Source organism: Rubrivivax sp. JA1026, assembly GCF_011065555.1.
Lineage (GTDB): Bacteria > Pseudomonadota > Gammaproteobacteria > Burkholderiales > Burkholderiaceae_C > Rubrivivax > Rubrivivax benzoatilyticus.
On the sequence record NZ_JAALCQ010000004.1, the window covers coordinates 1 to 23,904 of the forward strand.

Here is a 23,904-nt window from a genome sequence, read left to right on the forward strand (position 1 = left end):
CTCCAGAAGAGTCCCGCCATTGTTGGTAGGCCGTGTTGGACTTGAACCAACGACCAAAGGATTATGAGTCCTCTGCTCTAACCGACTGAGCTAACGGCCCCGCGCGAAAAGACGGCGATTCTAGGAGCCCTCGTCGGGCGCCGGCAGCGCGGCGCGCACGGCGTCGTCGAGCGCCGCCAGCGCGCGCTCCAGCTCGGCCTGCTGGGCCTGCAGTTGCTCCAGCGGCACGCCGGCCCGGATCGACTGCTCCAGCACCGCGGCCAGCGCGCTGACGGCCGCCGCGCCGATCTGCGCTGCGCCGCCCTTGAGCGTGTGCGCGGCCAGGCGCGCCGCCGCCAGGTCGCCGCCGGCGAGCGCCTCGCCGACGCGGCCGGCAATCGTGCCGCGGCTGTCGGCAAACCGGCGCAGCAGACGCTCGTACAGCCCGCGCCGGCCGCCGGCCAGCCGCAGGCCGGTCTCGATGTCGAGCACGCCCGGATCGGGCGGAGCGGGGGCCGGCGACGGCGGCGCGACCACGGCCGGCACCGGCTCGGCGCCACGCTCCAGGCAGCCCTGCAGCTGGCTGGCCAGCCGGCGCGGGTCGATGGGCTTGGCGATGTGGCCGTCCATGCCGGCGCTGAGGCAGCGCTGGACGTCGTCGACCATCGCGTTGGCGGTCATCGCGACGATCGGCAGCCGGGCGGCGCCGGGCAACGCCCGGATCGCGCGCGTGGCGCTCAGGCCGTCCATCTCGGGCATCTGCATGTCCATCAGCACGAGGTCGTAGCGGCGCTCGCGCACCCGCTCGACCGCCGTGCGCCCGTTGTCGACGACGTCGACGACCAGGCCCAGCTCGGACAGCAGCTCGACGGCCACCTGCTGGTTGAGCTCGTTGTCCTCGGCCAGCAGCACGCGGCGCCCGGCCAGCGACGCGGGGGCGGCGGCCGGACCGGGCAGCGCGGCGGCCGGCGGCAGCTCGGGCCGCGGCGCCACCAGCAGGCGCATCAGCGCGTCGAGCAGCCGGGACGGCGTCATCGGCTGGCGCAGCAGCGCCAGCGTCGGCGTCTCGGCGACGTCGAGGTCGCCCTCGGGGCCGGCCACCAGCACCAGCCGAGGCGGCCGCGCCAGCGCCAGGGGCTGCAGCAACGCCTCGGGCGCCGCACCGCCGGCGAGCCGCGGATCGACGACGGCGACGTCGAAACCCTGGCCCTCGGCATCGCTCTCCTGCAGCATCGCGGCCGCCGGCGGCCAGTCGTCGGCGACGGCGACGTGCAGCCCGAAGCCGCGCAGCATCGCCACCAGCACCTCGCGCGACCGCGGATGGGCGTCGGCCACCAGCGCATGCCGGCCGCGCAGCGCGGTGTCGCCCCAGTTGCGAGCGCCGCGCCCGGCGCCGACACCCAGGTGGACGGTGAACCAGAACGTCGAGCCCACGCCGGGCTGGCTGTCGACGCCGATCTCGCCGCCCTGCAGTTCCACCAGGCGCTTGGCGATCACCAGGCCCAGGCCGGTGCCGCCGTAGCGCCGCGTGATCGAGCTGTCGGCCTGCTGGAAGCTCTGGAACAGGCGCGAGCGCTGCTCCTCGCCAAGCCCGATGCCGCTGTCCTGCACGGCGCAGCGCAGCAGCACCTGGCCCTCGGTCTGGCGCTGCACGCGCAGGCGCACGCAGACGCCGCCCTGCTCGGTGAACTTCACCGCGTTGCCGCACAGGTTGAGCAGCACCTGGCCCAGGCGCAGCGGGTCGCCGACGAGACGGCGGGGCACCTCGGGGCCGAGGTCGACGACGAATTCCAGCCCCTTGGCCGCGGCACGCGCGGCGAGCTGGTCGCAGACCTCGCCGACGACCTCCTCGAGGTCGAACTCGCGCCGCTCGATCTCGAGCTTGCCGGCCTCGATCTTGGAGAAGTCGAGGATGTCGTTGATCGTCGCCAGCAGGCTGCGGCCGGCGGACTGGATCTTCTGCAGGTAGTCGCGCTGGCGCGGGCTGAGCTCGGTGTTCAGCGCCAGCGCGGTCATGCCGATGATCGCGTTCATCGGCGTGCGGATCTCGTGGCTCATCGTCGCCAGGAAGGCACTCTTGGCGGCGCTGGCGGCCTCGGCGAGCTCCTGGGCACGCTTGAGCGGCGTGATGTCGGCGAGCGTGACGACCATGCCGTCGCCCAGTTGCTGGCCACCGGCCAGCAGCACCAGGTCGAGGCCGCCGCGCACGCGCACGCGGCACTCGATCTCGTGCACGCGCCCGCCTTCGCGGGCCGCGCGTTCGACCGCCTCGCGCCAGGCGCGCTGCATCGCCTCGCGCGCGGCGTCGTCCGGGCAGACCAGGCGCCACCAGGCGTCGAAGCTGCCGAGTTCGTGCTCGTCGACACCGAACAGCTCGCGGAAGGCGACGTTGCTCGACTCGACGACCTCGCCGCGCAGGTACAGCATCGGCAGCGGCGCAGCGTCGCTCAGCGCCCGCAGGCGGCGGTCGCGTTCGGCGATGACCTCGCGTTCGCGGGCCTGCAGCAGCGCCTCCTCGGCGGCGCGGCGCCGGGTGATGTCGCGCGACAGGGTCAGCACGTGGCCGGTGGCCTTGCGCGTGGTCGACAGCTCGAACCAGTGCGGCTGGCCGCCGATGTCGAGCTCCATCGTCCGGCCGTAGTCCGCACCGTCGCGCAGCGCCACGGCGATCGACTCCAGCACGATCGCCGCGGCGTCGGCGGGCAGGACCTCGCCGACGCGGCGGCCGATGATCTCGTCGGAGTCCCGGTACAGCAGCCGGGTGCTGCTGCCGCCGGAATAGACGTCCAGGTATCGGCCCTGGGCGTCGAACTCGAACAGCAGGTCGGGGATGGCCGACAGCGTCGCGGCCAGGTTGGCGCGCACCGACTCGGCGACCGCGTGCGCGTTGCGCAGCTCGCCCAGCGCGTCCTGCAGCTCGGCGGTGCGCCCGGCCACGCGCCGGCGCAGCGAGACGTTCCACAGCAGAAGCGCCCCGCCCAGCGCCAGCACGCCGGGGGCGATCCACCACAGCTGGTCGACGTAGGACGCACCGCGCAGCGGCTCGCCGAACCAGGCGATGCGCAGCGCCTCGTCCTCCTCGGGCGAGATCGCCGCGACGCCCCGGTCGACCAGCGCCAGCGTCGCGCTGTCGCCCTTGCGCACGGCGCGGTGGAACTGCCCGGTGTAGAGCTGGAACGCACGCTTGAACTCGCGTTCGGCGCCGAACTTGTAGAGGTAGAAGTTGGCCGGGGCCTGGTCGAGACAGAACAGGCGCACCTCGGCGCGCTTGGCGCCGGCGATCAGCGCGTCGTAGTTGGCGTACTCGACGAGCGAGTCGATGCCGTGCTCGTGCAGCTTGTCGATGCAGGCGTCACCCGCCTGCACCCCCACCGGCAGACCCTTCAGCGTGGCGACGCTGTTCACCCCGCTCAGCCCGACGTGGCTGTAGATGTTGACCGGCAGCTGCGCGTGCGGCGAGGAGAAGTCGTAAATCGCCTCGCGCGCCGGGGTGCGGTAGATCAGGTCGATGACGTCGGCCTCGCCGGCCTGCACACGCCGCTGGGCCTCGACCCAGCCGGTGGCGATCAGCTCGACGCGCACGCCGGTGCGGCGCTGCCAGAGTTTCCAGTAGTCGACCAGATAGCCCTGGACCTGGCCGTCGGCGTCACGGAACAGGAACGGCGGGTAGTTCTCGTCGCTGATGACGCGCAGCACGCGGTCCTGCGCCAGCGCGTTGCCGGCGGCGACAAAGGCGAACACGAGCATCGCCAGGACATGCGCGAACCGGGGCGGATGGAAGACCGCAGGGCACCGAGGCTCCGTGAGACGACGAACGCGAACGAACAACCGAACTCCCGTGGCGGAGACCGGGTGATCGCCCCCGCCAGACTGGCCTGCGGACGGCGTCTGTCGCGCCGGGTCCGCGCCGGAGAAGATGGCGACCGCGCCTTCGCTGCACGCGGCTCAACGCGGTTTATACCGGCCACACCGTTGCAGCGTGTATCGGCTCGCCCCCCACGGGGCTGACATTTCTCAACGCCGGGCCGGCAATCCCTCACACGCAGGCGGTCTGCGTGGCGCGCGCTCAGCGCGACGACAGCGCATTGCCCACCAGCCGGGCCGTGATGTCGACGATGCGGATCATGCGGTCGTAGGCCATGCGTGTCGGGCCGATGACGCCCAGCGTGCCGACGATGCGCCCGTCCACCTCGTAGGGGGCGGTGACGACCGACAGCTCCTCGAACGGCACGACCTGGCTCTCGCCGCCGATGTAGATGCGCACGCCTTCGGCGCGGCTGCTGACGTCCAGCAGCCGCATCAGCTCGGTCTTCTGCTCGAAGACGTCGAACAGCCGGCGCAGCCCGGCCATGTCGTGGCCCAGGTCCTGCACGCCCAGCAGGTTGTGCTCGCCGGAGACGACGACGTTCTCGCTGCGCACGGCCAGCTCCTCGCCGGCCTGCACCGCGGCCTGCATCAGCTGGGCGATCTCGCCGCGCAGCGCGTCGACCTCGTGTTTCAGGCGCTCGCGCACCTCCTCGATCGCCAGCCCGGTGTAGTGGGCGTTGAGGAAGTTGGTGGCCTCGATCAGCTCGGCCTGGGTGTAGTCGCGGGCGGTGAAGATGACGCGGTTCTGCACGTCGCCATCGGGCGCGACGAGGATCACCAGCACGCGGCGCTCGCCCAGGCGCAGGAACTCGATGTGGTGGATCAGCCCGGCCTTGCGCGGCGCGCTGACGACGCCGACGAAGCTCGACAGGTTCGACAGCAGCGAGGCCGCCTGGGCGATGACACGCTGCGGCTGGTCGGGATGCAGCTGCTCGCGCGCGGCGGCCAGCTCCGGGGCGACGGTCTGCAGGTCGATCGGGCGTGCGGTGAGCATCGTGTCGACGAACAGCCGGTAGCCGCGCGCCGTCGGGATGCGGCCGGCGCTGGTGTGCGGGCTGGCGATCAGGCCGAGCTCTTCCAGGTCGGCCATCACGTTGCGGATCGTCGCCGGCGACAGGTCCAGCCCGGAGGCGCGCGACAGCGTGCGCGACCCCACCGGCTGGCCGTCGGCGATGTAGCGCTCCACGAGGGCTTTCAGCAGCGTCTTGGCGCGGTCGTCGAGCATGGTTTCGGATTGTAGGGAGCAGTTTTCCCTATGGTGTAATGCGCCGCATGCCGGCCCCGTTCCGCCATGCCGCGATCGTCGGAAAGTACCAGGCACAGGGCATCGCCCCGGTGCTGCTGGAGCTTGCGCGTTTCCTGCAGCAGCAGGACGTCGCGGTGTCCTTCGAGCGCGAGACCGCCGAGGCCACCGGCATCGCCGAGTTCGGCGCCCACGACGCGCAGTCGCTGGGCGAACACTGCGACTTCGCCGTCGTCGTCGGCGGCGACGGCACGATGCTCGGCATCGCGCGCGAGTTCTCGCGCCACAACCTGCCGCTGGTCGGCATCAACCAGGGCCGGCTGGGTTTCATCACCGACGTGCCGGTAGGCCAGTACAAGGAGGCGCTCGCGACGCTGATCGCCGGCGACTACGAGGAAGAGCATCGCTCGATGCTCGAAGGCCAGGTCTTCCGCGACGGCCAGCCGATCCACGAGGCGCTGTCGCTGAACGACGTGGTGGTGGCGCGCGGCGTCACGGCCAGCATGGTCGAGCTGCGGGTCGACGTCGACGACGACTTCGTCGCCAACCTGCGCTGCGACGGCCTGATCATCGCCACGCCGACCGGCTCGACCGCCTACGCGCTGTCCGCCGGCGGGCCGATCCTGCACCCCGGCATCGCCGGGCTGGTGTTCGCGCCGATCGCCTCGCACACGCTGTCCAACCGGCCGATCGTGCTGCCCGACAGCGCGACGGTGCGCATCACGCTGGTCGCCGGCCGCGACGCCTCGGCGCACTTCGACATGCACAGCCTGGCCAGCCTGCAGCACGGCGACTGCGTGCAGGTGCGGCGCTCGGCCTACAAGGTGCGTTTTCTTCATCCGCGCGGCTGGAGCTACTACGCGACGTTGCGTCGAAAACTCCGCTGGTACGAAGGCGTGGTCTAGAGATGCTGCGCCGACTTTCTCTTCGCGACGTCGTCATCGTCGAACGCCTGGAGATCGAGCTGGACGCCGGCTTCAGCGTGCTCACCGGCGAGACCGGTGCCGGCAAGTCCATCCTGATCGACGCGCTGCAACTGGCGCTGGGCGCACGCGGCGACGCCACGCTGGTGCGCGAAGGCGCGGCGCGTGCCGAAGTGGCCGCCGAATTCGACGCCCCGCCCTCGCTGGCCGCCTGGCTGGACGAGGCCGGCTTCGCCGCCGAGCCGACGCTGCTGCTGCGCCGCACGATCGACGCCCAGGGCAAGAGCCGGGCGTGGATCAACGGCAGCCCGGCCACCGTGACGCAGCTGCGCGAAGCCGCCGACCATCTCGTCGACATCCACGGCCAGCACGCCTGGCAGAGCCTGACGCGGCCGGCCGCGGTGCGCGCGCTGCTCGACGCCCAGGCCGGCGCCGACACCCGCCCGCTGGCCGCCCGCTGGGCCGCCTGGCGCCAGGCGCTGGCCGCACTGGACGCCGCACGTGCGCAGCGCGACACGCTGGAGCGAGAACGCGAGCGCCTGGCCTGGCAGATCGGCGAGCTCGACAAGCTCGCGCCGGGCGAACACGAGTGGGAGGAGCTGAACGCCGAGCACCAGCGGCTGGCCCACGGCCAGGCGCTGCTCGACGGCGCCCGCGCGGCGCTGGACGCCACCGCCGAAGGTGAACCCTCGGCCGATGCGCTGATCGCGCGTGCCATCGACGCGCTGGAGGAGGTGCAGCGCTACGACGCCGAGCTGGCCTCGGTCGTCGAGGTCCTGCGCGGCGCCCAGGCGCAGCTGGAAGACGCCGCGCACACGCTGGGCAGCTACCTCGGCCGCCGCGAACCGGACCCCGAACGCCTGGCCGACCTGGACGCGCGCCTGGGGGCCTGGGTCTCGCTGGCGCGGCGCTACCGCCGCCAGCCGATCGAGCTGCCGGCGCTGCTGGCCGGCTGGAAGGCCGAACTCGCGGCGCTCGACGCCGCCGCCGACCTCGACGGCCTCGAACGGGCCGCCGCCGAAGCCGAACGCGCCTGGCGCGACGAGGCGAAGAAGATCAGCCGCGCCCGCGCCAAGGCCGCGCCCAAACTCGCCGACGCGGTGACGCAGGCGATGCAGCAGCTGGGCATGGCCGGCGGGCGTTTCGAGGTCGCGATCGTGGCGCAGGACGAACCGCAGGCCTACGGGCTGGAGAACGTCGAGCTGCGTGTCGCCGGCCACGCCGGCAGCACGCCGCGCGCGATCGCCAAGGTCGCCTCGGGCGGCGAGCTGTCGCGGCTGGCGCTGGCGATCGCCGTGACCACCGCGGCCCACGCGCCCGGCGACGGCGCGCAGACGCTGATCTTCGACGAGATCGACGCCGGTGTCGGCGGCGCCGTGGCCGACAGCGTGGGCCGGCTGATGAAGCAGCTCGGCGGCACGACGCAGGTGCTGGCCGTGACCCACCTGGCGCAGGTCGCGGCCTGCGCCGACCATCATTTCGTCGTCGCCAAGGCGCTGCAGGGCCAGGCCACGGTCAGCGAGGTGCGGCCGGTGGCCGGCGAGGCCCGCGTGGCCGAGGTCGCGCGCATGCTCGGCGGCGAACGCCTGACCAGCACCAGCCGCGCCCACGCCGAGGCGATGCTGGCAGGGAACGCACGATGAGCCCTCGGGACCTGCCGCGGGCTCGTTCCTGCCGGGCCGCAGCGGCCGCAGGCCGAAGGGAGTTCCAGTGAGCGGATTCGTCGACCCGCCGCCCAGCGAATGGGCGCCGCTGCCCGACGGCAGCGGCAACGAGATCTTCCTCGTCACCGGGATCTCCGGCTCGGGCAAGTCGATCGCCCTGCACGCGCTCGAGGATGCCGGCTACTTCTGCGTCGACAACCTGCCGCCGGAGCTGCTGCGCGAGTTCATCCGCCTGGAGCACGGCCGCTGGACGCGGCGCGTGGCCGTCGCGGTGGACGTGCGCACCGTCGGCTCGCTGCCGCTGCTGCTGCCGCTGATCGACGAGCTGCGCGCCGAAGGGCTGAAGGTTCGTTCGCTGTTCCTGGACGCCAGCACCGACGCGCTGGTGCGGCGCTTCTCCGAGACCCGCCGGCCGCACCCGCTGTCCTCGGTGCCGGCCGGCAACGACGCCGCGCGCGCGCTGGTCGAGGCGATCGAGCTCGAACGCGAGCTGCTGGCGGGGCTGCGCGAGAAGTCCACCGTCATCGACACCAGCCAGCTGCGCCCCGGGGTGCTGCGTGCCTGGGTGCGCGGGCTGGCCGGCGCACGCGAGTCGGCGCTGACGCTGGTCTTCGAGAGCTTCGCCTTCAAGCAGGGCGTGCCGCTGGACGCCGACTTCGTCTTCGACCTGCGTGCGCTGCCCAACCCGTACTACGTGCGCGAGCTGCGCGCGCTGACCGGCCGCGACGAGCCGGTGGCCGCCTACCTGCGGGCGCAAACCGATGCCGGCGAGATGCTCGAGCAGATCGCCACCTTCATCGAACGCTGGCTGCCGGCCTTCGAGGACAACCAGCGCAGCTACCTGACGGTCGCGCTGGGCTGCACCGGCGGCCAGCACCGCTCGGTCTACGGCGTCGAGCAGTTGGCCCGGCGCTTCGAAGGCCGCCAGGCCACCTTGATCCGCCATCGCGAGCTCGACGCCCGTGGATGAAATGACGGCCCCCGGCCGCCTGGCGGCCGCCCTTGCAGGGCGCGCCGGCCGGGGACGGCGGGCTCTTCGCCAGGCGCAGACAGTCCTCCGGACTGTCTTCGTCCGGGCTCAGCCCCAAAGGGGCTCCGAATCCGACCGGGAGACCCGGATCGGATCCGGCCCGTATGCCACGGGCGCTCCCCCTGCCCGCCAGTGGCGGGCTGTCCCCGGGGGGAAGACCTCCGCAGGCCAACAGGCGAGGGGTTGTCGATGAGCCCAACGGGACTGATGCCGCTGTTCCCGCTGCAGGCCGTGCTCTTTCCCGGCGGGCTGGTCGGGCTGAAGGTCTTCGAGGCGCGTTACCTGGACCTCGTCGCACGCTGTCTGCGCGAAGGCACGGGCTTCGGCATCGTCTGCCTGCAGCAGGGGCGCGAGACCGGCACCGCGGCGCAGGGCGTGAAGCTCGAAAGGGTCGGTGTCGTCGTGCGGCTCGACGAGGTCGACGCCGACGGCCCCGGGCTGCTGCGCGTGCGTGGCACCGGGCTGGAACGCTTCCGCCTCGCCGGCACCCCGGCGCAGCAGCCCGACGGGCTCTGGACCTGCGAGGTCGAAGACATCGCTGCCGACGCGCTGCGTGCGCCGGGCGAGGCGATGCAGCCGACGGTGCAGGCGCTGCAGGAGGCGATCCGCAAACTCGACGAACAGGGCCACCAGCCGTTTGCCGAGCCCTACCGCTTCGACGACGCCGGCTGGGTGGCCAACCGCTGGTGCGAGCTGCTGCCGGTGCCGCTGTCGGCCAAGCAGAAGCTGATGGAACTCGAGGATCCGGTGATCCGGCTGTCGATCGTCGACGGCTACCTGCGCGACAAGTCCATCGTCATCGGCTGAGCACCGCGTCGGCTTCGAGCAGGCGCCGCACCGGCGCCGGCAGCCCGGCAGCCAGCGCCTCGGCACGCGTGAACCAGCGCCCGGCCGGCAGCACGGCTTCGACGGCGCCCGGCTCGGCGGCCAGCGCCGGCGGCAGCGTCCAGCGCAGCGGCTCCAAGGTCCAGTCCAGGTGCGTCAGCACGTGCACGAACGGGGCCAGCCACGCGCCCTGCCCCGGCCAGCCGGAGACGAGCGCCTCCAGATCCTCGGCCGACTCGTACTCGGGCAGGCTCCAGAGCCCGGCCCAGACGCCGCTGTCGGGGCGCTGCACCAGCCAGACCGCGTCGGCGCGCTGCAGCCACAGCAGCGCGTGGCGGCGCCGGCCGCGGCGCAGCGTGCGCGTCTTCACCGGATAGCGTTCGGGCGCGCCTTCGGTGCGCGCGACGCAGACCTCGGCCAGCGGGCACAGCAGGCACTGCGGCCGGCGCGCCAGGCAGACGGTCGCGCCCAGGTCCATCAGGCCTTGCGTGTAGCGCTCGATGTCCTGCTCGGGCAGCAGCGCCTCGGCTTCGCGCCACAGCGCCCGCTCCTCGGCCGGGCGTGCCAGGTCGCCGCCGAAGCCGATCGCGCGCGTCAGCACGCGCTTGACGTTGCCGTCGAGGATCGCGGCGCGCTCGCCGTAGGCGAAGGCGGCGATCGCCGCGGCGGTCGAGCGGCCGATGCCGGGCAGCGTCGCCAGCGTCGCGGCGTCGGGCGGGAAACGCCCGCCGTGTTCGGCGACGACGGCCTGCGCGCAGCGGTGCAGGTTGCGCGCGCGGCTGTAGTAGCCCAGCCCGCTCCACAGCGCCAGCACCTCGTCCAGCGGCGCGGCGGCGAGCGCGGCGACGTCGGGAAAGCGCTGCAGGAAACGTTCGTAGTAGCCGAGCACCGTCGCCACCTGGGTCTGCTGCAGCATCACCTCGGACAGCCAGATGCGGTACGGGTCGCGCGTGTTCTGCCACGGCAGCGTGTGGCGGCCGTGCGTGCGCTGCCAGCGCACGACGCGCGCGGCGATCGTGGTGTCGGGCATCAGGCGGCGTCGCGGGCCAGCGGCGCGGCCGCGGACGCCTCGACGGGCGCCCGCTCGAGGCCCTCGGCGTCGCGCGCCGCGGCCACCAGGTCGGCGACGACGCGGTCCAGCCCGACCTGCAGCGCGACCAGGTGCTGGTCCTGCTGCTCGACCTCGGCAATGCGCCCCTCGAGCTCGCCGGCGGCCGACTGGATGCGCACCAGCGCCTCGCGGCGCCGGCGGAAGCCCCGGCGGCGCTCGCGCAGCTGCTCGTCGACCTGCGCCGACTGCGACTGGCTCCAGACCTCGACGTCATGCGCAGCGCGCTCGAAGACGACGCGCAGCTTGGCCAGCAGCATGCGCCGGAACTGCTCGGCCGAGCCCGGCATCGCCATGCGCCAGCCCTGGGCCAGACCGAGGTAGCGGCCGTAGTTCTGCTCGAGCTGGTCGAGCTGGTCGACGTAGGCGTTGAGCAGCGGCGGCGGCTGCAGCGCGAAGGCGAAACCGTGTTCGGCGTTGAGCTGCACGAAGCTGGAGTCCAGCATGCGCCGCATCTCGTCGGTGCGTGCGCTGGCGTCGCCGAGCGTGGCGCGCAGGCGCTTGAACAGCGTCGCGAAGCTCTCGCGCGCGCCGGCGGTGAAAGCCCGCCCGCCGATGGCCGACAGCATCGCCGAGACCTCGGTGCGCAGCGCGTCGCTGCCCAGGCGGTCGAGCAGCGCGCCGAGCTGGCGCGTCTGCACCAGCCGCAGCGCCGCCAGGCGCTTGACGCAGCCGTCGAACTCGGCCGACTCGGCCTCGACACGGTCGAGCATCAGCCGCACCTTGGCGGCGCTCTTGCCGCGCAGGCCGCGCAGCTCCAGCAGCTGCTCGGCGAGCTGGCGGCGGCGGTCGGCGAGGCGGCGCGACGCGGCGCTGCGCATCTGCTGCGCGCAGCCGGCCGCCGCCTGGGCCAGCACCTCGTGCTGGCGCGGGATCAGCTCGGCGGTCAGCGCCGACTCCAGCGCCGGCAGGCGGCTGCGCTCCAGCGCCGCGGCGTCGCCGGCCACGCGCGCGGCCAGCGCCTCGCGCGCCGACAGCGGAAAGACACGCGAACGCGCCACGCCGAGCGAGGCGGCGCTGGCGTCGCGCTGGCGCTCGATCTGCGCCGCGACGACGGCCGGCTCGGCCAGCGGATCGGCCAGCGTGTCGATCTTGTTGAGCACGACGAACCGTTCGAGCCCGTCGCTGCCCAGGTGCTCGCGCCAGATCGCGAGGTCCGAACGCGTGACGCCGGCGTCGGCCGCGAGCACGAACACGCAGGCATGCGCCGACGGCAGCAGCGACAGCGTCAGCTCGGGCTCGGCGCCGATCGCGTTGAGGCCCGGCGTGTCGAGCACGACCAGCCCGCGCGACAGCAGCGCGTGCGGGAAGTTGATCAGCGCGTGGCGCCAGGCCGGCACCTCGACCTGGCCGTCGGCCAGCAGCGGCGGGTTGTCCTCGGGGCGCTCGTCGTGCCAGAAGCCCAGCGCACGCGCCTCGCCAACGGTGACGCGGCGCGAGCGCGTCACCGCTGCCAGCGTGGCGGCGAGCTGCTCCGGGTCCTGCGGATCCAGCGGCAGCGACTGCCAGGCCTCGTCGCGGCGGCGCAGCTCGGCCAGCGACAGGCCGGCCAGCCGGGTCTCGATCGGCAGCAGCGACAGCCGCGGCGGCTGCGCCGGGTCGTGGAACAGCTCGACCGGGCACATCGTCGTGCGCCCGGGAGTCGCCGGCATCACGCGGCGGCCGGCCGCCGCGAAGAAGATCGCGTTGATCAGCTCGGACTTGCCGCGCGAGAACTCGGCCACGAAGGCCAGCACCACGCGCTCGGCCGCCAGCCGTTCGCGCAGCGTGGCCAGCAGCTCGGTCTGCGCCGCGTCGGCCAGTTCGTGATCGGCCAGGAAACGCGCGAACACGGCCACGCGGCGGTCGACGTCCTGCCGCCATGCGGCCAGGGAGTCGAGCGTCGAGACCAGGGAACTCTTCATGGCGCGGCCGATGCTAGCGCAGCCCTCCGCGCGCCCGGGCGCGCGGCGCCGCGTCAAGGAAACAAGCTGCGCAATCCGTCGCGTTCAGGGACGCTGGCAGGCGGCGCAGAAATAGGTGGCGCGCTGCGCCTGCACGACACGCCGCACCGCGGCGCCGCAGCGCGGGCAGGGTTCGCCGGCACGGCCGTAGACCCGGGCATGGTGCTGGAACTCGCCGTTCATGCCGTGGGCATCGCGGAAGTCGCGCAGCGTCGAGCCGCCCAGCTCGATCGCCTGCGCCAGCGTCTCGCGCAGCGCCTGCAGCAGCCGCGCCGCACGCAGCGGGCCGATGCGCCGGCACGGCGTCGCCGGGTGGATGCCGGCCTGATGCAGCGCCTCGCAGGCGTAGATGTTGCCGGCGCCGACGACGATGCGCCCGGACAGCAGCATCGCCTTGATCGGCGTGCGATGGCGCTGCAGCGCGGCATGGAAGGACTGCGGCGTGAGCGTGGCGTCGAACGGCTCGGCGCCGAGCGCGGCCAGCAGCGTCGCCGCCGGCGGGTCGGCGGTGGACGGCGACCAGACGACGGCACCGAAGCGCCGTGGGTCGGTCAGGCGCAGCGTGCCGTGCGAGGTGACGAGGTCGAAGTGGTCGTGCGGGCCGGGCGCCGGCGCGGCCGGGTGCAGCGCCAGCGAGCCGGACATGCCCAGGTGCAGCAGCAGCCCGCCGCCGCAGCCGCCGAGCAGCGGCAGCCAGAGGTACTTGCCGCGCCGCTGCACCGGCAGCACGCGGGCGCCGAGCAGGGCCTGCGGCGCGACGCCCAGCGGCCAGCGCAAGGCCTTGCCCAGGCGCACCGCCAAGACCTCGGCACCACGCAGCGGCTCGTCGATGCCCCTGCGCGTGACTTCGACTTCGGGCAACTCGGGCATGCGGCATTATGTCGAGATGCCTTGCCGTTCCCTTGTCGCCGCGCGTCGCCGCGGCGCCCGTCCGCTGGCCGCCGCGCTGGCCTTCGCCGCCGTCTCTGCCTGGGCCCAGGGGGCCGTCGCCACATCGCCCCCGGCACCACCCGAGGTGCGCAACTCGGCCCTCGACGCGCCGCTGTTCTACCAGCTGCTGATCGGCGAGATCGAGGCCCGCCAAGGCCAGCCGGGAGCCGCCTACCAGGTGATCCTCGACGCCGCGCGGCGCAGCCGCGACGAGCTGCTGTTCCGCCGCGCGGTCGAGATCGCGCTGCAGGCCCGGGCCGGCGAGGAGGCGCTGACCGCCACACGCGCCTGGCGCACGGCGCTGCCGCGTTCGCAAGAGGCGCTGCGCACCGAGCTGCAGATCCTGTCGGCGATGAACCGCCTGGACCAGGCCGCCGAACCGTTGCGCGCGCTGCTGGCGGCCGCGACCCCGGCCGAGCGCAGCGGCATCATCGCCGCGGTGCCGGGTTTCCTGCAGCGTGCGGCCGACCCGGCGCGCGGCGCCCGGCTCGTCGAGGAGGTGCTCGCACCGTACCTGGAGACCCCGGCGACGCGGGTGGCCGCGCAGATCGCGATCGGCCGCGCGCGGCTGACCGCAGGCGACGGCACGCGCGCGCTCGAGCTGGCGCGCCAGGCGCATGCCGCCGACCCGGCGGCGCAGGCGCCGGTGCTGCTGGCACTGGAGCTGCTGCCCAGCCGGCCCGAGGCCGAGCCCATCGTCACCGACTACGCCGCCCGCCCCGACGCCGAGCCGGCGCTGCTGCTGCTGTACGCGCGGGCGCTGACCAGCACGCAGCGTTATGCCGAGGCGCTGCGCCAGCTCGAAACCGTCACCCGGCGCAAGCCCGATCTCGCGCCGCCCTATCTGACGCTGGGCGCGCTGCACCTGGAGCTCCGGCACGCCGCCCAGGGCGAGGCCGCGCTGCGCCGCTACCTGGAGCTGACCGAACCCGCCGCGGCGCCGGCGTCGGCCGCGAGCGCTGCCGCCAGCGGCGGCGGCGAAGACGACCGCTCGCACGCGCCGGCCCAGGGCCGCGTCCAGGCCTGGCTGATGCTGGCGGCCTCGGCCGAGCAGCGTGGCGACTACGCCGCCGCCGAGCGCTGGCTGGCGCGTGTCGACGCCCCCGAGCGTGCGCTGGAGGTCCAGACCCGGCGGGCGTCGATGCTCGCGCGCCAGGGCCGCGTCGACGACGCGCGCCGGCTGCTGCAGGCCATGCCCGGCAGCGAGCCGAAGGACCTGCGCGCCCGGCTCGACGCCGAGGCGTCGATGCTGCGCGGCGTCAAGCGCTGGAAGGAGGCCTACGAGGTGATGGGCCAGGCACTGAAGCTGCAGCCCGACGACCCCGAACTGCTCTACGAACAGTCGATGCTGGCCGAGAAGCTCGGCCGCATCGACGAGATGGAGCGCCTGCTGCGCCGCGTCATCGAGCTCAAGCCCGACAACGCGCACGCCTACAACGCGCTGGGCTACTCGCTGGCCGATCGCGGCCAGCGCCTGCCCGAGGCCCGCGACCTGATCGCCCGGGCGCTCGAACTCGCCCCCGGCGACCCGTTCATCACCGACAGCCTGGGTTGGGTCGAGTTCCGCCTGGGCAACCGCGCCCGGGCGCTGGAGCTGCTGCAGCGCGCCTACGCCTCGCGCCCCGACGCCGAGATCGCCGCCCACCTCGGCGAGGTGCTGTGGGCCGACGGCCGCCAGGACGAGGCGCGGCGCGTCTGGGCCGAGGCCCGTGGCCGCGACGCCGACAACGAGGTCCTGGTCGAGACCCTGAAGCGGCTGAAGGTGCGGCCGTGAGCGCGGCCGCATGAAGCGCGCGCTGCTCGCGGCCGCGGCCCTCGCGCTGGTCGGCTGCACGACGGTGCCGCACAACGCTGGCGGCTGGGTGGCCGGCAAGCTGTCGGTCGAGGTGCGCCCCGCCGACGCGCCGCTGCGCCGCCTGGCCAGCGGATTCGAGCTGCAGGGCGACGGCGAGCGCGGCGAGCTGCGCCTGACCTCGCCGCTGGGCAGCATCGTCGCCACCGCGCGCTGGGCGCCGGGCGAGGCGGTGCTGACCGCCGCCGAGGGCAGCACACGCTACGCCGGGCTGGACGAGCTCTCGCGCGAGGCGCTCGGCGAGGCGCTGCCGCTGGCCGCCCTGCCCGACTGGCTGGCCGGCCGGCCCTGGCCCGGCGCCGCGTCGCAGCCGACGGCACGTGGCTTCGATCAGCTGGGCTGGACGATCGACCTCGCGCGGCGCGACGACGGCTGGGTCGAGGCCTCGCGTGCGGCACCGCCGCCGGTGCTGGTGCGCGTGCGGCTGGAGCAAGCGCCGGAATGAACCCGGACCGAGGCGCGCTTGGCTCGGCGCAAGCGTGACCGGACGGGCGACGGCTTAGAGTCGCGACCCATGACCTTGCGATCGCTGCTCGACGTCCCGGCCCCGGCCAAGCTGAACCTGTTCCTGCACATCGTCGGCCGCCGCGCCGACGGCTACCACCTGCTGCAGTCGCCGTTCGTGCTGATCGACTGGGCCGACACGCTGCACTTCGAGCGCCGCGACGACGGCCGGATTGCCCGCCACGACCTCGGCGTGGTGCTGCCGTCCGACGATCTCTGCCTGCGTGCAGCGCACGCGCTGCAAGCCGCCAGCGGCACGACGCTGGGCGTCGACATCTCGATCGCCAAGCAGCTGCCGGCCGGCGCCGGGATGGGCGGCGGCAGCTCCGACGCCGCGACCGTGCTGCTGGCGCTGAACCGCCTGTGGGGCCTGGACTGGCCGCGTGAGCGCCTGCTGGCGCTGGGCGCGACGCTGGGCGCCGACGTGCCGTTCTTCGTCGGCGGCCGCAACGCCTTCGTCGAAGGCATCGGCGAGAAGCTCACGCCGATCGAGCTGCCGCGCCAGTGGTACGCGGTCGTGAAACCCGCCGAAGGGCTGTCCACGAAAGAAATCTTCGAACACCCCCTTCTCAAACGGGATACATCTGCTATAGTCTTGGGCTCTCCCGCAGAGGACAAAGTTGTCGCGGAATTCAGTGCAGGATACGGTTGCAACGACATGCAACCCCCCGCGCAGGACCGATGCAACGATGTGGCGCAAGCCCTGAGCTTTCTGGAGCGACGTTACGGCAACAGCCGCATGACGGGCTCAGGCAGCGCAGTCTTCGCGAGAGCTGGCACAGGCGATCGACCCCTGGCGACATTTTCGGAAGCCGAGCTTCCGGAAGGTTGGGTCGGACGGATGTGCCGCAGTCTGGAGCATCATCCGCTGGTCGGCTGGGCTCGTGACTGAGACGGTTTCAAGGGCGCGGCCTAGCCGGGTCCTGTGTAGGGGAGTCGCCAAGTTGGTTAAGGCATCGGATTTTGATTCCGACATGCGAGGGTTCGAGTCCTTCCTCCCCTGCCAAAATTCTCTCTGACGGCGCGTCGCCGTCAGCGCTCCCGGAGATCCCCATCGTGCTGTTCAATACCGTGCTCTTCACCGGCAACGCGAACCCGGTGCTGGCGCAGGAAATTGCCACGCATCTGAGCGTCGAGCTCGGGCGGGCTTCGGTGGGTCGCTTCTCCGACGGCGAGGTCACGGTCGAGATCCGGCAGAACGTGCGTGCCCGCGACGTCTTCGTCGTGCAGCCGACCTGCAGCCCGACCAACGAGAACCTGATGGAGTTCCTGATCATGGTCGATGCGTTGAAGCGCGCCAGCGCTCGCCGCATCACCGCCGTGATCCCGTACTTCGGCTATGCCCGCCAGGACCGCCGCCCGCGCAGCACGCGGGTGCCGATCAGCGCCAAGGTCGTCGCCAACCTGCTCGAGACGGTGGGCGTCGAGCGCCTGCTGACGATGGATCTGCACGCCGACCAGATCCAGGGCTTCTTCGACATCCCGGTCGACAACATCTACGCCAGCCCGGTGCTGCTGTCGGACCTGAAGAGCAAGGCCTACAAGGACCTGGTCGTCGTGTCGCCGGACGTCGGCGGCGTGGTCCGTGCCCGCGCGCTGGCCAAGCAGCTCGGCTGCGACTTGGCGATCATCGACAAGCGCCGCCCCGCCGCCAACGTCTCCGAGGTGATGCACATCATCGGCGAGATCGACGGCCGCAACTGCGTGATCATGGACGACATGATCGACACCGCCGGCACGCTGGTGAAGGCCGCCGAGGTGCTGAAGGAGCGCGGCGCCAAGAGCGTCTACGCCTACTGCACGCACCCGGTGTTCTCCGGCCCGGCCGTCGAGCGCATCAAGAATTCGCAGATCGACGAGGTCGTCATCACGAACACGATCCCGATGAGCCCGGAAGCCAAGGCCTGCCCGAAGATCCGCCAGCTCAGCGTCGCGTTCCTGTTCGCCGAGACGATCCGCCGCATCAGCGACGGCGAGTCGGTGACCTCGCTGTTCGCCGAGCAGAACAGTAATTTCTGATTCGGAAAGCGGGCTCGCTTCGCGAGCCCTTTTCCTTTTTGGGGCCTGGTCGCGGGCCCCTTTTTCGCAACTGTGGAGTCCACATGAAATTCACTGCTTACGAGCGTAGCGTCCAGGGGACCGGAGCGAGCCGCCGCCTGCGCAACGCCGCCAAGGTTCCGGGCATCGTCTACGGTGCCGGCGAGCCGAAGATGATCGAGCTCGATCACAACGCCCTCTTCTTCGCGCTGAAGAAGGAAGCCTTCCACTCGTCGATCCTCGAGATGGAACTGGCCGGCAAGGTCGAGAAGGTCCTGCTGCGCGACTTCCAGATGCACGCCTGGAAGCCGATCGTCATGCACGTGGACTTCCAGCGCGTCGACGAGACGACCCGCCTGCGCAAGAAGGTGCCGCTGCACTTCGAAGGCGAAGAGAACTCGCCGGCGGTGAAGACCGACAAGTGCCTGGTCAGCCACGTCGCCACCGAAATCGAGATCGAGTGCCTGGCCTCGCAGCTGCCCGAGTTCGTGACGATCGACCTGTCGGGCCTGGTGAAGAACCAGAGCCTGCACCTCAACGACCTGAAGCTGCCGGCCGGCATCAAGGCCGTGCGCCACGGCACGCTGAACCCGGCGATCGTCGCCGTCACGATGCCGAAGGCCGAGGAAGAAGTGATCGTCGCCCCGGTGGCCGCGCCCGAAAAGGGCAAGGGCAAGGGCAAGAAGGACGAGAAGCAGAACAAGAAGTGATGCCCCGGCCGGCCTCGCGCCGGCTGCGCACACCGTTTGGGGCCCCACCTCGGTGGGGCCTTGTCGTTTCCGGGCTCCGGATAATCCTCGACCATGATTCGTCTGTTCGTCGGCCTGGGCAACCCGGGCCCTGAGTACGAGGCCACGCGCCACAACGCGGGCTTCTGGTGGCTGGAGGCGCTGGCCGACAAGCTCGGCGCACGCCTCGTGCCCGAACGCGGCTACCAGGCGCTGGCCGCACGTGTGAACACGCCGCACGGCCCGGTCTGGCTGCTCGAGCCGATGACCTACATGAACCGCTCCGGGTTCTCGGTCGCGACGCTGGCGCGTTTCTTCAAGATCGCACCGAACGAGATCCTCGTCGTGCACGACGAGCTCGACCTGCAGCCCGGCGAGGCTAAGATCAAGCTCGGCGGCAGCGCCGCCGGCCACAACGGCCTGAAGGACATCCACAGCCAGCTCGGCACGCTGGACTTCTGGCGCCTGCGCCTTGGCATCGGCCACCCCGGCGTGCGCGCCGAGGTCGTCAACTGGGTGCTGAAAAAGCCCTCACCCGACCACCGCGAGGCCATCGCCAAGGCCATCGAGCAGTCGCTCGCCGCGTCGGACCTGCTGCTCGCCGGCGAGATGGACCGCGCGCTGCAGAAGATCCACGCCAAGCCTGCGCGTCCCAAGCCGCCGAAGCCGCCGCGCCCCGAGGCGCCGCCGGCGCCGGACGTCCCGCCCGGCGCCTGACCATGCGCGCCGCGCTCGCCCTCGCCTTGTTGGCGCTGGCCGGCGCGGCCGACGCGCAGCGCATCTGGCGCTGCGGGCCCGACGGGCGCCTGCTGCAGGATCGCCCCTGCCGCGACGGCGAGGCCATGACCGTGCGCGACGAGCGCCCCAGCGCCAGCGACGAAGCCGCCGCCCGCGACGTGGCGCGCCGCGAGATGGCGCTGGCCGAACAGCTGCGCGACGAGCGCCGTGCACGTGAACGCGAGGCCGTGACGGCCGCCGCCGGCTTCGTCGAACCCGAGAAGCCGGCCGTGCAGAGCGTGCTGAAGAAGACGCCGAAGAAGGCGCCGCGCAAGAAGAAGAACCGGCGCGACTAACGCGCGCCGCCAGCCTGCAGGGCCTGGAACTTCAGCCGCAGCTGCTCGCGCGTCTCGACGTGCTCCGGGTTCACCGGAATGCACTCCACCGGGCAGACCTGCACGCACTGCGGCTCGTCGAAATGGCCCACGCACTCGGTGCAGCGCCGCGGGTCGATCTCGTAGCGTTCATCGCCCATCGAGATCGCCTGGTTCGGGCACTCGGGTTCGCAGACGTCGCAGTTGATGCACTCGTCGGTGATCCACAAAGCCATCGTCAAGCCGCCGGTTGGTTCACGCGGTCCTGGAGTCGTTTCAGCACCGACGGTGCCACGAACTTGGAGACATCGCCGCCGAGGGTGGCAATCTCGCGGATGAAGGTCGCGCTGACGAACTGGTACTGGTCGGACGGCGTCATGAACACCGTCTCGACGTCGGGCATCAGCTGGCGGTTCATGCCGGCCATCTGGAACTCGTACTCGAAGTCGCTGACCGCACGCAGGCCGCGCACGACGACCTTGGCGCCGGCAGCAACGACGAAATCGCGCAGCAGCCCGCGGAAGGCCACGACCTCGACGTTGGCGTAGGGTGCGGCGATCTCGCGCGCGATCGACAGCCGCTCCTCGATCGTGAACATCGTGCGCTTGTGGTGGCCGGCGGCCACCGCCAGGATCAGCCGGTCGAACAGGCGCGAGCCGCGGCGCATCAAGTCCTCGTGGCCCAGCGTCATCGGGTCGAAGGTGCCGGGATAGACGGCGGTCAGCGGGGTGACGGTGGTCACGGCGTCGGTCCTGTAACGCAAACCGGCGCAGTGTAGCCGCGGCGCAGCAGCCGGTAGTGCACCGCGCCGGCACGCCCTTCACGCCAGGTTTCCAGCCCCTCGGGCGGCTCTGCCAGCGGCTCGGCGCTCTCGACATAGACGAAGCCGCCCGGCACGACGAGACGCGCGGCGGCTCGCGCCGCCGGCAGCGCCAGACCGGCGGCGAACGGCGGGTCCAGCAGCACCAGTTCCCAGGCCGCGGGCGCGGCCGAGGCCATCCAGGCCATCGCGTCGGCGCGGCGCGCCTCCAGCCCGGTGGCACCCAGCCGTTGCGCATGGGCCTTGAAGCCGGCGACGAGCTGCGCGTCCTGCTCCAGCAGCAGCACCTGGGCCGCGCCGCGCGACGCGGCCTCGAAACCGAGCGCGCCGCTGCCGGCGAAGGCGTCGAGCACACGCCAGCCCGTGAGGTCCTGGCCCAGCCAGTTGAACAGCGTCTCGCGCACGCGGTCGGGCGTCGGGCGCAGACCGGGCCGGTCGGGCACCGGCAGCTTGCTGCGCTTCCAGGCGCCGCCGATCAGCCGCACCTCGTTCGGACGGCCGCGCTGCGGCGGTTTCACGGGCGGACCGGGATGCCGTCGCGGGCCATCAGCGCCTTGGCCTGGGCGACGGTGAACTCGCCATAGTGGAAGATGCTGGCCGCCAGCACCGCGTCGGCGCCGCCCAGGCGGATGCCTTCGGACAGATGCTCCAGCGTGCCGACGCCGCCCGAGGCGATGACCGGCACCGGCACGGCGTCACTGACGGCGCGCGTGAGTTCCAGGTCGAAGCCGCTCTTCGTGCCGTCGCGGTCCATGCTGGTCAGCAGGATCTCGCCGGCACCGTGTTCGGCCATGCGGCGCGCCCATTCGACGGCGTCCAGGCCGACGTTCTTGCGCCCGCCGTGGGTGTAGACGTCCCAGCCCGGGCCGCGCGCGGCGAGGTCCTCGCCCTGGCGGCGCTTGGCGTCGATGGCGACGACGATGCACTGCGCACCGTACTTCTCCGACGCGTCGCGGATGACCTGCGGGTTGGCCACCGCCGCCGAGTTGAAGCTCACCTTGTCGGCGCCGGCGTTCAGCAGCCGGCGCACGTCCTCGACGCTGCGCACGCCGCCGCCGACGGTCAGCGGGATGAAGACCTGCGAGGCCACGGCCTCGATGATGTGCAGGATCAGGTCGCGGCCGTCGCTGGTCGCGGTGATGTCCAGGAAGGTCAGTTCGTCGGCGCCCTGCTCGTTGTAGCGCGCGGCGATCTCGACCGGGTCGCCCGCGTCGCGCAGCTCGACGAAGTTGACGCCCTTGACGACCCGGCCGCCGGTGACGTCCAGGCAGGGAATGATGCGTTTGGCCAGCATGGGAACGCCCGGCGAGGGGCGGCGCGAAAGAGGTTAGGCGGCGCCGTTGAGCTCGTCGGCGCGCGCCTGCGCGGCGGCGAAGTCGAGCGCGCCGGTGTAGATGCTGCGCCCGCAGATGACGCCTTCGACACCGTCGGACTCGACGCCGCACAGGCGCTCGATGTCCGCCAGGTCCGACAGGCCGCCCGAGGCGATGACGGGGATAGCCAGCGCCTGCGCCAGCTTGACGGTGGCCTCGATGTTGATGCCGGTGAGCATGCCGTCGCGGCCGATGTCGGTGTAGATCACGCCTTCGACGCCGTAGTCCTCGAACTTCTTCGCCAGGTCGACGACCTCGTGGCCGGTGAGCTTGCTCCAGCCGTCGGTGGCGACCTTGCCGTCCTTGGCGTCGAGGCCGACGATGATGTGGCCGCCGAAGGCCGTGCAGGCGTCCTTCAGGAAACCCGGGCTCTTGACCGCGGCGGTGCCGATGATGACGTAGCTGATGCCGTCGTCGAGCAGGCGTTCGATGGTGTCCAGGTCGCGGATGCCGCCACCCAGCTGCACCGGGATCTCGTCGCCGACCTCACGCAGGATGGCCTTGACGGCCGCCTCGTTGATCGGCCGGCCGGCGAAGGCGCCGTTGAGGTCGACCAGGTGCAGACGGCGTGCGCCGGCGTCGAGCCAGCGGCGCGCCATCGCGGCGGGGTCGTCGCCGAAGGTCGTGGAGGCATTCATATCGCCCTGCTGGAGGCGGACGCACTTGCCGTCCTTCAGGTCGATGGCGGGGATCAGCAGCATGGCTCGTCGGCGCCGTGGCGGGAGGGGGAAAGACGGATCAGGGCTTCCAGCCGAGGAAGTTGCGGTACAGCGCGAGGCCGTGGGCAGCGCTCTTCTCGGGGTGGAACTGGGTGGCAAAAATGTTATCCCGCGCGATAGCGCAGGTAAAGCGCGCGCCGTAGTCGGTTTCGCCCGCGGTGTGGGCGGCATCCGCGGGCTGCGCGAAATAGCTGTGGACGAAATAGAAGAAGGCGCCGTCGGGCACACCGTCCCACAGCGCGTGCGGGCGCTGCCAGACCTGGTTCCAGCCCATCTGCGGCACCTTGAAGCGGCTGCCGTCTTCCTGCAGCCGGCCTTCGAGACGGAAACGCTTCACCTCGCCGGGGATCAGGCCGAGACCGGGCGTGTCCTGCTCCTCGCTGTGCGTCAGCAGCATCTGCATGCCGACGCAGACGCCCATCAGCGGCTTGTTCGCGGCGGCGTCGAGCACCGCCTCCAGCAGCCCGGAGTCGTGCAGCTCGCGCATGCAGTCGCGGATCGCGCCCTGCCCCGGCAGCACGATGCGCTCGGCGGCGAACACGTCCTCGGGCCGCGAGGTGACGACGACCTCGTGCCCGGTACCGGCGGCGACGTGCATCACCGCCTGCGACACCGAGCGCAGGTTGCCCATCCCGTAATCGACGACGGCGACGACGCTCACAAGCAGCCTTTCGTCGACGGCACGATGCCGGCCGCACGTTCGTCGGCGGCGAGCGCCATGCGCAGCGCGCGGCCGAAGGCCTTGAACACCGTCTCGCACTGGTGGTGCGCGTTGACGCCCTTCAGGTTGTCGACGTGCAGCGTGACCAGCGCGTGGTTGACGAAGCCCTGGAAGAACTCGTAGACGAGCTGGGTGTCCAGCGCGCCGATCATGCCGGCGGTGAACTTGACGTCGAAGGCCAGCCCGGGGCGGCCGGAGAAGTCGACGACGACACGCGACAGCGCCTCGTCCAGCGGCACGTAGCTGTGGCCGTAGCGCGTGATGCCGCGCTTGTCGCCGACGGCCCGGGCGACCGCCTGGCCCAGCGTGATGCCGATGTCCTCGACGCTGTGGTGGCCGTCGATGTGCAGGTCGCCCTCGCACTCGACCTCCAGGTCGATCATGCCGTGGCGCGCCACCTGGTCGAGCATGTGGTCGAGGAAGCCGATGCCGGTGGCGAGCTTGGCGTCACCGCGGCCGTCGAGGTCGACGCGCACGCGGATGCGCGTTTCGCGGGTGTCGCGCCGGACTTCGGCGGTGCGGGCGTCGTTGCGGGTGTCCATGGCGT

Annotated in this window: 23 protein-coding genes and 2 tRNA genes; 12 read left to right on the forward strand and 13 right to left on the reverse strand. The window is 72.1% G+C overall.

Annotated elements, in window-relative coordinates; translation table 11 throughout:
• Positions 1–23 precede the first annotated feature (23 nt).
• The 3 genes from G5B56_RS08280 to hrcA form a co-directional block, all read right to left on the reverse strand.
• A tRNA-Ile gene (locus G5B56_RS08280) sits at positions 24–100 on the reverse strand.
• Positions 101–120: 20 nt separating this feature from the next.
• Entirely contained in the window at positions 121–3,726 is a 3,606-nt protein-coding gene (locus G5B56_RS08285; protein WP_164962897.1) for a response regulator, read from the reverse strand.
• 319 nt (positions 3,727–4,045) lie between these two features.
• Positions 4,046–5,071 (reverse strand): heat-inducible transcriptional repressor HrcA, encoded by a 1,026-nt coding sequence (gene hrcA / locus G5B56_RS08290; protein WP_164962898.1) that lies wholly within the window; start codon positions 5,069–5,071, stop codon positions 4,046–4,048.
• A gap of 47 nt (positions 5,072–5,118) precedes the next feature.
• Here hrcA and G5B56_RS08295 point away from each other — a divergent pair, with 47 nt between their 5' ends.
• The 4 genes from G5B56_RS08295 to G5B56_RS08310 all read left to right on the forward strand — a co-directional run bounded on the left by G5B56_RS08295 (position 5,119) and on the right by G5B56_RS08310 (position 9,513).
• Positions 5,119–5,994, forward strand: coding sequence for an NAD kinase (locus tag G5B56_RS08295; protein WP_029718748.1), 876 nt, complete (start codon positions 5,119–5,121; stop codon positions 5,992–5,994).
• A 2-nt stretch (positions 5,995–5,996) separates the two neighbouring features.
• Positions 5,997–7,655, forward strand: coding sequence for a DNA repair protein RecN (gene recN / locus G5B56_RS08300; protein WP_164962899.1), 1,659 nt, complete (start codon positions 5,997–5,999; stop codon positions 7,653–7,655).
• A 109-nt stretch (positions 7,656–7,764) separates the two neighbouring features.
• On the forward strand, positions 7,765–8,646 hold the full coding sequence (gene rapZ / locus G5B56_RS08305; RefSeq protein WP_029718747.1) for an RNase adapter RapZ: 882 nt from the start codon (positions 7,765–7,767) through the stop codon (positions 8,644–8,646).
• 249 nt (positions 8,647–8,895) lie between these two features.
• Positions 8,896–9,513 (forward strand): LON peptidase substrate-binding domain-containing protein, encoded by a 618-nt coding sequence (locus tag G5B56_RS08310; RefSeq protein ID WP_037290442.1) that lies wholly within the window; start codon positions 8,896–8,898, stop codon positions 9,511–9,513.
• On the opposite strand, the gene mutY is transcribed toward G5B56_RS08310, so the two are convergent.
• The 3 genes from mutY to mutM form a co-directional block, all read right to left on the reverse strand.
• Positions 9,503–10,561 (reverse strand): A/G-specific adenine glycosylase, encoded by a 1,059-nt coding sequence (mutY, locus tag G5B56_RS08315; RefSeq protein ID WP_164962900.1) that lies wholly within the window; start codon positions 10,559–10,561, stop codon positions 9,503–9,505. The genes G5B56_RS08310 and mutY overlap by 11 nt on opposite strands.
• Positions 10,561–12,543: a dynamin family protein gene (locus G5B56_RS08320; RefSeq protein WP_009858317.1), complete on the reverse strand. Its 1,983-nt coding sequence runs from the start codon at positions 12,541–12,543 to the stop codon at positions 10,561–10,563. The genes mutY and G5B56_RS08320 overlap by 1 nt, the downstream gene beginning before the upstream one ends.
• 84 nt (positions 12,544–12,627) lie before the next feature.
• Positions 12,628–13,452: a bifunctional DNA-formamidopyrimidine glycosylase/DNA-(apurinic or apyrimidinic site) lyase gene (mutM, locus tag G5B56_RS08325; protein ID WP_009858316.1), complete on the reverse strand. Its 825-nt coding sequence runs from the start codon at positions 13,450–13,452 to the stop codon at positions 12,628–12,630.
• 16 nt (positions 13,453–13,468) lie between these two features.
• On the opposite strand from mutM, the gene G5B56_RS08330 reads away from it, so the two are divergent.
• The 8 genes from G5B56_RS08330 (at position 13,469) to G5B56_RS08365 (ending at position 19,706) form a co-directional block, all read left to right on the forward strand.
• Positions 13,469–15,286 carry a tetratricopeptide repeat protein gene (locus tag G5B56_RS08330; protein WP_230248532.1) on the forward strand — a complete coding sequence of 606 codons (1,818 nt, stop codon included), beginning with the start codon at positions 13,469–13,471 and terminating at the stop codon, positions 15,284–15,286.
• 10 nt (positions 15,287–15,296) lie between these two features.
• The gene (locus G5B56_RS08335) at positions 15,297–15,809 is read left to right on the forward strand and encodes a lipoprotein insertase outer membrane protein LolB (protein ID WP_164962901.1); all 513 of its coding nucleotides are present in this window, start codon (positions 15,297–15,299) and stop codon (positions 15,807–15,809) included.
• A 69-nt stretch (positions 15,810–15,878) separates the two neighbouring features.
• Positions 15,879–16,760 (forward strand): 4-(cytidine 5'-diphospho)-2-C-methyl-D-erythritol kinase, encoded by an 882-nt coding sequence (gene ispE / locus G5B56_RS08340; RefSeq protein ID WP_164962902.1) that lies wholly within the window; start codon positions 15,879–15,881, stop codon positions 16,758–16,760.
• A 37-nt stretch (positions 16,761–16,797) separates the two neighbouring features.
• Positions 16,798–16,874 (forward strand) — tRNA-Gln (locus tag G5B56_RS08345).
• Positions 16,875–16,924: 50 nt separating this feature from the next.
• Entirely contained in the window at positions 16,925–17,887 is a 963-nt protein-coding gene (locus G5B56_RS08350; RefSeq protein ID WP_009858312.1) for a ribose-phosphate pyrophosphokinase, read from the forward strand.
• A gap of 83 nt (positions 17,888–17,970) precedes the next feature.
• Positions 17,971–18,615 carry a 50S ribosomal protein L25/general stress protein Ctc gene (locus G5B56_RS08355; protein ID WP_009858311.1) on the forward strand — a complete coding sequence of 215 codons (645 nt, stop codon included), beginning with the start codon at positions 17,971–17,973 and terminating at the stop codon, positions 18,613–18,615.
• Positions 18,616–18,708: 93 nt separating this feature from the next.
• Positions 18,709–19,350 carry an aminoacyl-tRNA hydrolase gene (gene pth / locus G5B56_RS08360; RefSeq protein ID WP_009858310.1) on the forward strand — a complete coding sequence of 214 codons (642 nt, stop codon included), beginning with the start codon at positions 18,709–18,711 and terminating at the stop codon, positions 19,348–19,350.
• Between the two features lie 2 nt (positions 19,351–19,352).
• On the forward strand, positions 19,353–19,706 hold the full coding sequence (locus G5B56_RS08365; RefSeq protein WP_164962903.1) for a hypothetical protein: 354 nt from the start codon (positions 19,353–19,355) through the stop codon (positions 19,704–19,706).
• On the opposite strand, the gene G5B56_RS08370 is transcribed toward G5B56_RS08365, so the two are convergent.
• From G5B56_RS08370 to hisB, 7 genes are read right to left on the reverse strand one after another with little or no spacing between them, the layout of a single operon-like run.
• Positions 19,703–19,960 (reverse strand): YfhL family 4Fe-4S dicluster ferredoxin, encoded by a 258-nt coding sequence (locus G5B56_RS08370; RefSeq protein ID WP_009858308.1) that lies wholly within the window; start codon positions 19,958–19,960, stop codon positions 19,703–19,705. The genes G5B56_RS08365 and G5B56_RS08370 overlap by 4 nt on opposite strands.
• A 2-nt stretch (positions 19,961–19,962) precedes the next feature.
• Positions 19,963–20,466, reverse strand: a complete 504-nt coding sequence (gene coaD, locus G5B56_RS08375) for a pantetheine-phosphate adenylyltransferase (RefSeq protein ID WP_009858307.1) — start codon at positions 20,464–20,466, stop codon at positions 19,963–19,965.
• Positions 20,463–21,062 carry a 16S rRNA (guanine(966)-N(2))-methyltransferase RsmD gene (rsmD, locus tag G5B56_RS08380; RefSeq protein WP_009858306.1) on the reverse strand — a complete coding sequence of 200 codons (600 nt, stop codon included), beginning with the start codon at positions 21,060–21,062 and terminating at the stop codon, positions 20,463–20,465. Before rsmD ends, coaD begins: the two co-directional genes overlap by 4 nt.
• Complete coding sequence (gene hisF, locus G5B56_RS08385) at positions 21,059–21,838, reverse strand: imidazole glycerol phosphate synthase subunit HisF (RefSeq protein ID WP_009858305.1); 780 nt, start codon at positions 21,836–21,838, stop codon at positions 21,059–21,061. Before hisF ends, rsmD begins: the two co-directional genes overlap by 4 nt.
• Positions 21,839–21,871: 33 nt before the next feature.
• The gene (hisA, locus tag G5B56_RS08390) at positions 21,872–22,618 is read right to left on the reverse strand and encodes a 1-(5-phosphoribosyl)-5-[(5-phosphoribosylamino)methylideneamino]imidazole-4-carboxamide isomerase (protein ID WP_009858304.1); all 747 of its coding nucleotides are present in this window, start codon (positions 22,616–22,618) and stop codon (positions 21,872–21,874) included.
• Between the two features lie 37 nt (positions 22,619–22,655).
• Positions 22,656–23,297, reverse strand: a complete 642-nt coding sequence (gene hisH / locus G5B56_RS08395) for an imidazole glycerol phosphate synthase subunit HisH (protein ID WP_164962904.1) — start codon at positions 23,295–23,297, stop codon at positions 22,656–22,658.
• Positions 23,294–23,899, reverse strand: a complete 606-nt coding sequence (hisB, locus tag G5B56_RS08400) for an imidazoleglycerol-phosphate dehydratase HisB (RefSeq protein ID WP_164962905.1) — start codon at positions 23,897–23,899, stop codon at positions 23,294–23,296. The genes hisH and hisB overlap by 4 nt, the downstream gene beginning before the upstream one ends.
• Positions 23,900–23,904 lie beyond the last annotated feature (5 nt).

Coding starts and splice junctions, on each gene's coding strand:
- G5B56_RS08365 (WP_164962903.1), top strand. CDS start 19,353: ATGCGCGCCGCGCTCGCCCTCGCCTTGTTGGCGCTGGCCGGCGCGGCC.
- hrcA (WP_164962898.1), bottom strand. CDS start 5,071: ATGCTCGACGACCGCGCCAAGACGCTGCTGAAAGCCCTCGTGGAGCGC.
- G5B56_RS08285 (WP_164962897.1), bottom strand. CDS start 3,726: ATGCTCGTGTTCGCCTTTGTCGCCGCCGGCAACGCGCTGGCGCAGGAC.
- hisA (WP_009858304.1), bottom strand. CDS start 22,618: ATGCTGCTGATCCCCGCCATCGACCTGAAGGACGGCAAGTGCGTCCGC.
- pth (WP_009858310.1), top strand. CDS start 18,709: ATGATTCGTCTGTTCGTCGGCCTGGGCAACCCGGGCCCTGAGTACGAG.
- G5B56_RS08335 (WP_164962901.1), top strand. CDS start 15,297: ATGAAGCGCGCGCTGCTCGCGGCCGCGGCCCTCGCGCTGGTCGGCTGC.
- recN (WP_164962899.1), top strand. CDS start 5,997: ATGCTGCGCCGACTTTCTCTTCGCGACGTCGTCATCGTCGAACGCCTG.
- G5B56_RS08320 (WP_009858317.1), bottom strand. CDS start 12,543: ATGAAGAGTTCCCTGGTCTCGACGCTCGACTCCCTGGCCGCATGGCGG.
- hisB (WP_164962905.1), bottom strand. CDS start 23,899: ATGGACACCCGCAACGACGCCCGCACCGCCGAAGTCCGGCGCGACACC.
- ispE (WP_164962902.1), top strand. CDS start 15,879: ATGACCTTGCGATCGCTGCTCGACGTCCCGGCCCCGGCCAAGCTGAAC.
- mutY (WP_164962900.1), bottom strand. CDS start 10,561: ATGCCCGACACCACGATCGCCGCGCGCGTCGTGCGCTGGCAGCGCACG.
- G5B56_RS08370 (WP_009858308.1), bottom strand. CDS start 19,960: ATGGCTTTGTGGATCACCGACGAGTGCATCAACTGCGACGTCTGCGAA.
- G5B56_RS08355 (WP_009858311.1), top strand. CDS start 17,971: ATGAAATTCACTGCTTACGAGCGTAGCGTCCAGGGGACCGGAGCGAGC.
- G5B56_RS08330 (WP_230248532.1), top strand. CDS start 13,469: ATGCCTTGCCGTTCCCTTGTCGCCGCGCGTCGCCGCGGCGCCCGTCCG.
- G5B56_RS08310 (WP_037290442.1), top strand. CDS start 8,896: ATGAGCCCAACGGGACTGATGCCGCTGTTCCCGCTGCAGGCCGTGCTC.
- hisF (WP_009858305.1), bottom strand. CDS start 21,838: ATGCTGGCCAAACGCATCATTCCCTGCCTGGACGTCACCGGCGGCCGG.
- mutM (WP_009858316.1), bottom strand. CDS start 13,452: ATGCCCGAGTTGCCCGAAGTCGAAGTCACGCGCAGGGGCATCGACGAG.
- G5B56_RS08295 (WP_029718748.1), top strand. CDS start 5,119: ATGCCGGCCCCGTTCCGCCATGCCGCGATCGTCGGAAAGTACCAGGCA.